This is a genomic window from Rhizobium sp. 2MFCol3.1 (assembly GCF_000377565.1).
Taxonomy (GTDB): domain Bacteria; phylum Pseudomonadota; class Alphaproteobacteria; order Rhizobiales; family Rhizobiaceae; genus Rhizobium.
Genome location: NZ_KB898364.1, coordinates 13,267 through 25,317 on the forward strand (window position 1 = coordinate 13,267; position 12,051 = coordinate 25,317).

Annotated in this window: 5 protein-coding genes; 2 read left to right on the forward strand and 3 right to left on the reverse strand. The window is 64.1% G+C overall.

Features of this window, described 5'->3' with window-relative positions; genetic code table 11:
* Nucleotides 1–35: 35 nt before the first annotated feature.
* Nucleotides 36–6,761 (forward strand): hypothetical protein, encoded by a 6,726-nt coding sequence (locus D460_RS0120935; RefSeq protein WP_018900546.1) that lies wholly within the window; start codon nt 36–38, stop codon nt 6,759–6,761.
* A gap of 118 nt (nt 6,762–6,879) precedes the next feature.
* Here D460_RS0120935 and D460_RS0120940 read toward each other — a convergent pair whose 3' ends face one another.
* A complete protein-coding gene (locus D460_RS0120940; RefSeq protein ID WP_018900547.1) occupies nt 6,880–7,191 on the reverse strand; it encodes a hypothetical protein in 312 nt (103 codons plus the stop codon).
* A 301-nt stretch (nt 7,192–7,492) separates the two neighbouring features.
* A complete protein-coding gene (gyrA, locus tag D460_RS0120945; protein ID WP_026283361.1) occupies nt 7,493–10,306 on the reverse strand; it encodes a DNA gyrase subunit A in 2,814 nt (937 codons plus the stop codon).
* A 225-nt stretch (nt 10,307–10,531) separates the two neighbouring features.
* Between gyrA and D460_RS0120950 the strand changes: the two genes are divergently transcribed.
* The gene (locus tag D460_RS0120950; protein ID WP_018900549.1) at nt 10,532–11,176 is read left to right on the forward strand and encodes a MarC family protein; all 645 of its coding nucleotides are present in this window, start codon (nt 10,532–10,534) and stop codon (nt 11,174–11,176) included.
* Between the two features lie 69 nt (nt 11,177–11,245).
* Here D460_RS0120950 and D460_RS0120955 read toward each other — a convergent pair whose 3' ends face one another.
* Nucleotides 11,246–11,806, reverse strand: a complete 561-nt coding sequence (locus D460_RS0120955) for a single-stranded DNA-binding protein (RefSeq protein WP_018900550.1) — start codon at nt 11,804–11,806, stop codon at nt 11,246–11,248.
* Between the last annotated feature and the right edge of the window lie 245 nt (nt 11,807–12,051).

Here is a 12,051-nt window from a genome sequence, read left to right on the forward strand (position 1 = left end):
TGTAGACCGGCTGAGATGTAACGAGGCGTAACGGAATGGCGAACAACAAGTACAACGAATCGATCGAGGACAAGGCGTTCAAGGCGCTGGATGAAGCCCTGCAGATCGACTTCGAGGACGATGATACGCCGTCTCCACAAGTCAGGAAGCAAGACGCCTCGGAGGCAAAAGTGTCCGAAAAGCCAACTGTCCGCAATCAGCGTAAAGACGATGCCAAGCAGCAGCGCGCCGCTACACCTCGCTCTCCCGAGCAGGGATCGCGCGCGCCGGCCTTTGCCGCCAACGACGGCAGCCGGGTCAGCCCCGCTTCGCTCTTGAAATCCCTCGACAACGGCTCCGCCCGTCCGGCGCTGCGCAACGCCACGCTTGTTTCGCTTCTGTGGATCGTCGGCGGCCTCGGCCTGATGTCGCTCCTCTATTCGCCGCAGATCTGGCAGATCCGCTCGATTTCGGACCTCGTCGCCCTACCCGGCGTGATCGCCGGTCTCGTCGGCATCATCATCCCGGTTCTTCTGTTCTACGCTTTCGCCATCATGATGGCCCGCGCCCAGGACATGCGAAACGCCGCCCGCTCTATGGCGGAAGTGGCACTTCGCCTCTCCGAGCCGGAAACCATCGCGTCGGAACGCATCATGACGGTCGGCCAGGCCGTTCGTCGTGAAGTCTCCGCCATGAACGAAGGCATCGAGCGCACCATCGCGCGCGCCTCCGAACTCGAGACCCTCGTCCACTCCGAAGTCAACGCGCTGGAGCGCAGCTACGCCGACAACGAACTGCGCGTGCGCGGTCTCGTCCACGAACTCGGCTCCGAGCGTGAGGCGATCGTCAATCACGCCGAGCGCATCCGCACCTCGATCGTCGGCGTTCACGACCAGCTGCGCGAAGACCTGTCGCTGGCGACCGAAGAAATCGCCGTGCGCCTCGCGACCTCGGGCGAAGCCTTCGCCTCGATGATCGACACGCGCGCCGCCACGATCACCGAGAAGTCTGAATCCGCCATCCAGTCGCTTGGCACGCTGCTCGCCGCCAAGACCGATTCGCTGCTGCAGACGCTGACCTCCTCCGGTTTCGCGCTCGCCAACGAGTTCGATAACCGCCTGGATTCGCTGACGTCTAGCCTGAGCGACCACGGCAACACCATTCTCAGCCAGTTCGAGACGCGTGCGTCCACCATGGACAGCAATGCCGAGAAGCTGAACGCCGCCCTCAACGACCGTGCCCGCCAGCTGAACGAGATCCTGATCGCGCGCACCCGCGATATCAACGAGAGCCTGACGGGCGGCGAACGCACCATCACCAGCACGCTGGATGACGTTCTCGCCAAGCTGAACAGCACGCTCGATGAACGCGGCACCAGCTTCCGCCACAGCCTGCAGTCCAGCGTCGATGACACGATCATGGACCTCGACCTGCGTTCCGGCTTCTTCGACGAGCGTCTGCAGGCGACCGTCGCCCAGCTGTCCACCTCCTTCGACGAACGTGTCGCAGAATTCGCCAACGCCTTCGACAAGCGCGCCGGCACGCTCGACACCAAGCTGATGGAGAGCCTGAACCGCATCAACGACACGCTGACCGGCGGCTCGGACTCGCTGAACGGCATTCTGAGCTCCAGCATCGAGCGCATCGGCTCGTCGCTGACCGACCAGTCCTTCGCGCTGACGACAGCGCTTTCGACCGGACGCGAAATCCTGGAAAGCACCCTCACCGACAAGGTGGACGAAGTGGCCAGCGCCATCGGCGCGCGCACCACGGAAATGACCTCGGCGCTCAGCCACGCCACATCCGAAATCTCGCTGGCGCTCGCCTCCGGCACGTCTGAGCTTCACAACAACCTGTCGGCCCGCGCCACCGAATTCCGCGACACGCTGCTGTCGACGACCTCGGATCTGAGCTCGGCTGTTTCGGCTGGTACCGACCAGATCACCTCGGCCTTCGGCCGTGCCGACGAACTGAACACCACGATCTCCAAGCGCGCTGAGGATATCACCCAGGCGCTGGATTCCGCCCATGAGCGCATCGACGACGTCATGTCGGCGCGCAGCGGCGTCTTCCTCGGCGCCCTTTCCGACAGCCAGTCGCGCTTCGAAAACACCCTTGCAAGCCGCTCGGAAGCGATCATCGAAGCCGTCACCGGCAGCCATGACCGCCTCGCCGATACGCTCGATGACAAGGCCATGGCGCTCGCGATCTCGCTCAACGAAAGCCAGAGCCGCTTCGAGGAGACGCTTGGCTCGCAGGTCGACGCCATAGCCGGCTCCATCGCGTCCGGTCATGATCGCCTTGCCGAGACGCTCGACGACCGCGCCATGGCGCTCGCCATCTCGCTGAATGAAGGCCACAGCCGCATCGAGGATACGCTCGGCTCGCATGCCGGCGCCATCTCGCAGTCGCTGGCAGCAGGCGAACGCAAGCTCGCCGACGCTATTGCCGAACGCAGCGCCGCCTTCAACGCCTCGATCAACGAAGGCCGCAGCCTGATCGAGACCGCGCTCGACACCCGCGCGGAAGCGATCTCGCAGTCGCTCGCCGCCGGCCAGGAGAAGCTCACCGAAGCGATCGACGACCGCGCCATGGCATTCGCCATCTCGCTCGACGACAGCCAGGGCCGCCTCGCCGATACGCTGGCGCACCACGCTGACGGCATTGCTGCCTCGCTCTCCAGCGGTCACGACCGCATCAGCGAAGCGCTCGAAGACAAGTCGATGGGCCTCGCGATCACGCTCAACGAAGGCCACTCGCGCCTCGAAGACACGCTCGGCCGCCATGCCGGCAACATCGCGACATCTCTCGCCAGCGGCCACGACCGGATCAACGAAGCCCTCGACGACAAGGCCATGGGTCTCGCGATCGCGCTCAACGAAGGCCATTCGCGCCTCGAGGATACGCTCGGCCACCATGCCGAAAGCATCGCGAACTCGCTCGTCAGCGGCCACGACCGTATCGAAAGCACGCTTTCGCAGAATGCCAAGTCGATCAACGACACGGTTGCCGACGTGCACGACCGCCTCGCCGACACGCTGGCCGAAAAGTCCATGGCGCTCGCCATCTCGCTTGGCGACAGCCAGAGCCGCTTCGACGAGGTTCTGGACGCCCGTACCAACGCGCTGATCGATAGCGTCGCCGGAGCCGAAGCCCGCGTCGCCGGCGCCTTCACCGACAAGGCGCAGGAAATCCGCGGCGCCTACACCGAGAACCAGCAGCGCCTGGAACGGACGCTGGCCGAGCACGCCTCCTCGATCTCCAGCACCATCACCGATGGCACTGATCGCATCGAAGGTGGCCTGACCTCCGCGGCCGACCGCTTCGAGGCGCTGACCGGCAATGCCACGACCAAGCTGGAAGACGGCCTCGTCTCGGCGCATGCCCGCATCCGCGCAACGCTCGACGACCGCACCCAGGCGATCAACCTGACGCTCAACGAGGCGCATAACCAGATCGGCGAAACGCTCTCCGACCAGGCGACGACGATCGGCGCCTCCATCGCCGCAAGCGTCAGCATGCTCGAAATGTCGCTGGAAGATCGCGAAGCCTCGATCCGCCAGGCGATCGACAACAGCGCCCAGTCGCTCGAAGACCGCCTGCGCGACAGCACCGGCAACATCGCCGGCCGCTTCCAGAATGCTGCCGACGAAATCTCCCGCTCGACGGAGAGCTTCGCCTCGCATCTCGACCAGTCGATCGAAGGCATGACCGGCCGCTTCGCCGACACTGGCTCGCGTGTCGAAGCCGGCCTCGCAGCGCTCGAAAACCGTATCCGCGACGGCGTCGGTGGTGTTGCGCAGCAGGTCGATGCCGCAGGCGAACGCCTGACCGGCACGCTGACGGACGGCATCTCCAGGCTCGGCGCGCTCAGCGACGAAACCTCCGGCCGCATCGCGTCCGCCGTGGATGACAGCATTGCCAAGTTCTCCGAGACGATCGATGGCCGTACCAGCCACCTTGCCTCCGAGATCGACAGCCGCGCCGCCAACCTGACTGATGGCATCGACGCCCGCACGGCAGGCATCGGCGAAGCCATGGACCGTGGCACCGCGAAGATCGACGAACGCCTGTCCACCATGGACCGCGCGCTCAACGTCGGCCTGGACGCTGTCAACCGCACCATCGAAGGCAAGGCCGCCGGCCTCGCCGCCTCGCTGCGCAGCGCGGTTGCCGACACCACGCAGGGCATGGATGAGGAAGCCACGCGCGCTGCAGCCTCCCTCAGCCAGACCGGCCAACAGTTCGCCGAAGGCCTCGACGCCAAGAGCAGCGATTTCGCCCGCTCGATGGGTGAACGCTCCGAGCAGATCGTCGGCCGCGTCTCCGAGGCGCAGAACCGCCTCGCCGGCCAGGCCGCAGCCGTCGCCCAGACCTTCTCCGAAGCGGGCAACGCCATCATCAACAAGGTGGCCGAGGCCGAAACGCTCGTCAGCGGCCAGGTCGGCGCCATCTCCAAGGCACTGAACGACGCGCAGAACACCTTCGCCAGCCACGGCACGGATATCCGCACGACGATCGCAAGCGCCAGCGAAGAGATCGCCTCCACCATGGCCGATGTCGACCGCGCGCTCGAAGCACGCGGCAACGCGATCCGCAGCGGCCTTGAAGAGCGCTCGCGCGAACTCGACGGCACGCTCAACACGGTTGAGCAGGCGCTCGAGGCACGCGGCAGCTCGATACGCGCCGCCCTCGACGACCGCACCCGCGAGCTGAACTCCATGCTCGCAGGCCGCACGACCGAATTGTCGCGCATTCTCGACGAGACCGCCCGCCCGATGATCGATCGCTATGCGCAGACCGGCCGCGAGGCCGCAGCGCAGATCACGTCTGCCGGCGAACAGAGTGCCGCACAGATCACCGCTGCCAGCGAGCAGAGTGCCGCACAGCTCACGGCGGCGAGCGACCAGAGCACCGAGCGCCTGCGCGCGGAAAACACCGCCCTGATCGACGCGATCAACGCCCGCACCGAACGCGCCACCTCTGCCGTCGATGCGATCGAAAACAGCCTGCTGTCCAACGTCAACCGCCTGATCGACCGCCTGTCCGACAACAGCATGGTCATGGGCCAGATGATGACCCGCGCGGCCGAAGAGCTGGGCGCAGTGGACGGCCGCCTCGGCGACACCACCTCGCGCTTCACCGACTCGGCCTCCAAGGCGGCTGAGATGGTCGCGGCCTCGACCCGCCTTCTCGAAGGCAAGGTCGACCGCCTCTCCGACATCTCCGGCCAGACGCTGTCGCAGGTCGGCAGCATCATCGGCCGCTTCGACGAGCACTCCAAGGTTCTGACGCAGGCCTCCAGCCTGCTCGGCGCCGCCCAGTCCAACCTCGTCTCGACCCTGGAAGATCGCGAATCCGCCCTGCAGACGCTCTCGGTCGGCCTCGTCCAGCGCTCGGAAGACATCGAAAAGACGATGCGTGCACTCGGCAGCATGGTCGACTCGGCCTTCGATCGCGCCGAACAGCGCTCGAACCAAGTCAGCCATAACCTGCGCCAGGGCGTCCAGTCCTCCTTCGCCGATATCAGCACTACGCTCTCGGATGCCGAAAAGCGCGCCGCTGAAGCCGCCGAAGCCATGCGCAGCAGCGTCAGCAAGGCCAGCGAAGACGTCAACGCGACGCTCGACACTACGCTTGGCAATGCCGAGCGCCGTTCCGGCGAACTCGCCAACCGCGTTCGCGGCGGCCTGACGGCATCGCTGTCGGAAGTCGAGCGCATGATGGGCGACGCAGGTCGCCTGTCGGATGGCGCGGCACAGCAGATGCGTGAATCGCTGCGCGAAGCCGTCGACGAAGCCGTCGCCCGCTTCTCCGGCGCCACCGAGGAAATCCGCCGCTCCGCCGGCGATATCCGCAAGGAACTCGACATGACGCGCAGCGAGCTGAAGCGCGGCGCGTTCGACCTGCCCGAGGAAGCAAAGGAAAGCGCCGCCGCCATGCGCCGCGCCGTCTCCGAGCAGATCAAGGCGCTGCAGGACATCTCGCACATCGTCGGCCGCTCGACGCAGCAGCTCGAAGTTTCCGAGCCCGCCGCCCGCACGCTTGCCCAGCCCCAGCAGCCGCAGCCACAACCTGCGCCGCGCCAGGCGCCGGTGCAGCCCGCGATCCAGCAGCAGCCGCAACCGGCTCCCGTACCGGCCCCTGCGCCGTTGCCGACCCCGGCCGCGGCCGCCATTCCGCCCTCCTCGATCGAAGGCTTCGGCCTGCGCGGTTCGCTCGGCACTGCGGCAGCAACGCCCGCGACGCCGCAGCGCGCTCCTGCCGTAACCCAGGCGCCTGCCGCATCGCCGGCATCCGGCGGCTGGATCAGCGACCTGCTGCGCGGCGCATCGCGCGACGAAAGCGCCGAGGAAGCAGTTGCCCGCCAGCCGGCACCCCGCGTAGAGGCACCGGCTCCCCAGGCACCGCGCGCCGGCGACAACCGCAATCCGCGCCACGTGGTGGAATCGCTGAACTCGCTCTCCGTCGACATCGCCCGCGCCATCGACCACGATGCCTCGGTCGATCTGTGGCGCCGCTACCAGCGTGGCGAACGCGACGTCTTCACGCGCCGCCTCTACACGCTGAAGGGCCAGCAGACCTTCGACGAGATCAAGCACAAGTATGACCGCGAGCCGGAATTCCGCACCGCTGTCAACCGCTACATCGCCGACTTCGAAAAGCTGCTCGCCGACGTCGCCCGCACTGACCGCGACCGGACGATCACCCAGTCCTACCTAACCTCCGACACCGGCAAGGTCTACACCATGCTCGCGCACGCGGCAGGCCGCCTGAACTGAGGCGCAACGAGAGACAAACAAAAGGCCGCATCGGAAACGATGCGGCCTTTTTGTTTGGGTGACTGGGCGGTAATGCCCGAAGGTCATCACTGGCACGTCCGATCACGGCGTCGAAAACTCACTCCGCGGCAGCATTCTCCGTCAGCAAATGGCAAAGACTTGCCATTACCTCCGCAGCTTCCTTCAGCCCGGACGCCACCACATGATCTGGCACGCCGTCATCGATCAGCGTTGCAAGTTCCGCGAGGTCGTAGACGATATGGCCGCGCCGCAACTCGCTCTGAGCGAGATCGATGCCCAGTTCGGCATGCATGCGATGGATCGCTCTCGCAGCCGATATAACGAGCATCCGCTTCTGCGCGATATCGGCCACGTCAAGGAGATCCGAGGCTCGCGCGGTCTCTTGCGATTGCAGCAAATACGGGTGCATGACGTCCTCCTACTGGTCATCGAGCGATCGGCGGGCAGATCCTCCATCTTGTCCGCGAATCGCCATTTGGTTGCATCATGAGGAATATTCACCAAAAACAATGCGGACCGCAACCCAGGGATTTACCAGGAAAAACAACATCTCTTTCGCCGTCCGCAGAGCCATCGACATCCGCACGGAAAGCTCGCTGAGAGCGGCGCCAAGACCTCCGCAACTCAAACGAAAAGGGCCGAACCCATAAGGTCCGGCCCTTCTATTTCAATTCACATCCACCCACCGGAAATCCGGTGCACGGAAACTCTTACGCCTCGGCGTCCGGCGGCGTTTCATCGCCAGTCTCTGCGGCCGGCTCTTCGCCCGGCACAACGGCGGTTTCATCGCCGTTCTCGGCACCTTCCTCGACCTCGTCTTCCGGATCGCGGATGCGCTCGACCGACACGACCTTCTCGTCCTTGGCGGTCGAGAAGATGGTCACGCCCTTTGTCGCGCGGCTGGCGATGCGGATACCGCCGACAGGCACGCGGATGAGCTGACCACCATCCGAAACCAGCATGATCTGGTCGTTGTCATCGACAGGGAAGGCAGCGACGAGTTCGCCGATCTCGCCCGTCTTCGACGTATCGGTGGCGCGGATGCCCTTGCCGCCACGGCCGGAGATGCGGAAGTCGTAGGAGGAAGACCGCTTGCCGTAGCCCTTCTCGGAAACCGTCAGCACGTACTGTTCGCGTGCCTTCAGCTCTTCGTAGCGCTCGTCGCTCAGCTGTCCCTCTTCGGTGACTTCCTCGCCAACCAGCGCGATTTCCTCGGCCTCGCCCGTCGTCAGGCGACGCTCGTTGGCAGCGCGCTTCAGATAGGCGGCGCGTTCCCACGGCTCGGCATCGACATGGCCGACGATCGTCATCGAGATGATGCGGTCGTTGTCGCCGAGGTTGATCCCTCGTACGCCGATCGAGTTGCGGCCCGCGAAGACGCGGACGTCGTCGACCGCGAAGCGGATGCACTGGCCGAGCGCCGTCGTCAGCAGCACGTCGTCATGCTCGGTGCAGGTCTCGACGGAGAGGATTTCGTCGCCCTCTTCCTCGAGCTTCATCGCGATCTTGCCGTTGCGGTTGACCTGGACGAAGTCGCTCAGCTTATTGCGGCGAACGGTGCCGCGCGTAGTCGAGAACATCACGTCGAGCGTTGCCCAGCTGTCCTCGTCCTCCGGCAGCGGCAGGATGGTGGTGATGCGCTCGCCTGGAGCAAGCGGCAGCATGTTGATCATCGCCTTGCCGCGCGAGGTCGGCGTGCCGATCGGCAGGCGATAGACCTTTTCCTTGTAGACGATGCCGCGCGACGAGAAGAACAGAACCGGCGTATGCGTGTTGAGCACGAATAGCTGGCTAACGAAATCTTCGTCACGCGTGGTCATGCCGGAGCGGCCCTTTCCGCCGCGACGCTGCGCACGGTAGGTGGTCAGCGGCACACGCTTGATGTACCCGAGATGCGAGACCGTGACGACCATGTCCTCGCGGGCGATGAGATCTTCATCGTCCATCTCGAGGCCGCCATCCATGATCTCGGTGCGGCGCGGCGTGCCGAACTCGTCGCGGACAGCAGCAAGCTCGTCCTTGACGATCGACTGGATGCGCACACGCGACGACAGGATATCGAGGTAATCCTTGATTTCCTCGCCGATCTTGTTGAGTTCGTCGCCGATTTCGTCGCGACCAAGGGCCGTCAGACGGGCGAGACGCAGCTCGAGAATGGCCCGTGCCTGCTCTTCCGAGAGGTTGTAGGTCATGTCTTCGTTGATGCGGTGGCGCGGATCGTCGATCAGCCGGATCAGGCTTTCGACGTCATGCGCCGGCCAGCGGCGGGTCATCAGCTCTTCGCGGGCCGACTGCGGGTCCGGCGCCTGGCGGATGACGCGGATAACTTCGTCGATATTGGCGACAGCGATCGCCAGACCGACCAAGACGTGCGCGCGCTCGCGAGCCTTGCGCAGCAGGAATTTGGTACGCCGGCTAACGACTTCCTCGCGGAACGAGACGAAGGCGCGCAGCATGTCGAGCAGCTGCAGCTGTTCCGGCTTGCCACCGTTCAGCGCCACCATGTTGCAGCCGAAGGAGGTCTGCAGCGGGGTGTAGCGATAGAGCTGGTTCAGGATCACGTCGGCATTGGCGTCGCGCTTCAGCTCGACGACGACGCGGTAGCCCTGACGGTCGGATTCGTCGCGCAGGTCGGAGATGCCCTCGATGCGCTTGTCGCGCACCAGCTCAGCCATCTTCTCGATCATCGTCGACTTGTTCACCTGATACGGGATCTCGGTGATGATGATCTGTTCGCGATCGCCGCGCATCGGCTCGATCGTCGCGACACCGCGCATGATGACAGAGCCACGGCCCGTCTCGTAGGCCGAGCGGATGCCGGAACGGCCGAGGATCTTCGCGCCGGTCGGGAAATCGGGACCCGGAATGATCTGCATCATCTCGGGCAGTTCGATCGCCGGATCGTCGATAAGCGCGATACAGCCATTGATGACTTCGACGAGATTATGCGGCGGAATATTGGTCGCCATGCCGACGGCGATACCGCCGGCACCGTTGACGAGCAGGTTCGGGAATTTCGCGGGAACGACCACGGGCTCGGAGAGCGTGCCGTCGTAGTTGTCGCGGAAATCGACCGTTTCCTTGTCGAGATCGTCGAGCAGCGAATGCGCGGCCTTCTCCAGACGGCATTCGGTGTAGCGTTCGGCCGCTGGCGGATCGCCGTCGACGGAGCCGAAGTTGCCCTGGCCGTCGATGAGCGGAAGGCGAAGAGACCAGTCCTGCGCCATACGCGCCAGCGCGTCGTAGATCGCGGTGTTGCCGTGCGGATGGTATTTACCCATCACGTCCCCGGTTACGCGGGCGCATTTGACGTATTTCTTGTTCCAGTCGATGCCGAGCTCGGACATGCCGTAGAGGATGCGCCGGTGCACGGGCTTGAGGCCGTCGCGCACGTCAGGAAGCGCGCGGCTGACGATAACGCTCATCGCGTAATCGAGATACGACCGCTGCATTTCCTCCATAATGGAGATCGGCTCGATGCCTGGCGGGAGCTTCCCGCCGCCGGGGGGTGTTTGCTCAGTCAAAATGGATCACATCTCTTCTAGAATCACTTGAAGATTTATAGCGGAAAGGCTGTTCCTAAGCCAATTTTGCAGGAGGTTTTGAACAGGCTTTTACGGTCTAATCAGGGCAAAACGAGGCTTATGCGCCCCAATCACCATCACGCACGCCGCGCCATTTGCAAAATCGGTTTGCCCACATCACAATCGCGCGAAAACCAAGCCCGGATACGGGTATACGGAGACATGATGGCAAGCGCCGACCAACTGATCAACGCCTTCACAACCCTGCTCGTGACGATCGACCCGCCCGGTCTCGCGCCGATCTTCCTCGGCCTCACCGTCGGCATGAGCAGGGCCCAGCGCAAGCAGGTGGCGCTGCGCGGCACGATCATCGCTTTCATCATTCTCGCCGTCTTCGCGCTCTTCGGATCGAGCGTGCTGGGTGTCCTCGGCATCTCGATCGGCGCCTTCCGCATCGCCGGCGGCCTGCTGCTCTTCTGGATCGCCTTTGAAATGGTGTTCGAGAAGCGCCAGGATCGCAAGGAGAAGACTGGCACAGCGGCGATCACCGTCGACCATATCCAGAACATCGCCGTCTTCCCGCTGGCCATCCCGCTGATCTCGGGCCCGGGCGCCATCTCCGCGACCATCCTGATCGCAGGCTCGATGCAGACGGCCTTCGAGCTGGCACAGCTGATCATCGTGATCGCCGCGAGCCTGCTGCTTCTCTTCCTCGCGCTCTTGATCGCCGATCGGCTGGACCGCTTCCTCGGCGTCACCGGCCGCGCCATCCTGACCCGCCTGCTCGGCGTCATCCTGGCGGCTTTGGCGACCCAGTTCGTCGTCGATGGCATCAAGTCGGCGATGAACCTCGTTCCCTCGCCCGTCTGAGCTTTCAGTTAAAACGCAAACGGCGCGCCCCGAGGCGCGCCGTCTGAAACCTTTCGGTCTGTCGTTCGATCAAAACGGAATATCGTCGTCCAGATCGCGCGAGAAATTGCCGCCACCGCCGGAAGACGAACCACCGCCCGATCCACCACGGCCGGACGACTGCGAAGGCGAACCGTAATCGTCGCCGTAACCGCCGCCACCGCCGAAGTCGCCACCACCAGCATTGCTGCCACGGCCACCGCCGTAACCGCCGCCAGACCGATCGCCGCCGCCTTCGCCGCGTCCATCGAGCATCGTCAGCGTCGAGCCGAAGCCTTGCAGCACGACTTCCGTGGAATAACGATCCTGGCCCTGCTGGTCCTGCCACTTGCGGGTCTGCAGCGCGCCTTCGATATAGAGCTTGGCGCCCTTCTTGACGTACTGCTCGACGACCTTGCACAGGCCTTCGTTGAAGACGACCACGGTGTGCCACTCGGTCTTTTCGCGGCGCTCGCCCGAATTGCGGTCGCGCCAGGTCTCCGATGTCGCGATGCGGAGGTTGGCGATCGGCCGGCCGTCCTGCGTCCGACGGATTTCGGGGTCTGCACCCACGTTTCCGATCAGAATTACCTTGTTCACGCTGCCAGCCATACTTTTCACCTTCTTGTCGTGTTGCCGATATTGCGAAGCTCGCAACATGCGCAACGAAATTGACAACACCTTACCCCATCGGCCTTCACCGGTGTGCGGTTGAGCTTCGTTAATCCACAACGAAATTTGTTCTTTATTTGTTCTATTTTATCATTATCATCCTGTCAACGGAATCGAAAAGCGTGAACCACAGGGATATTCAGCCTCGACTCGCCAGCCGGCATCACTACATAAAGGCTCTTCTT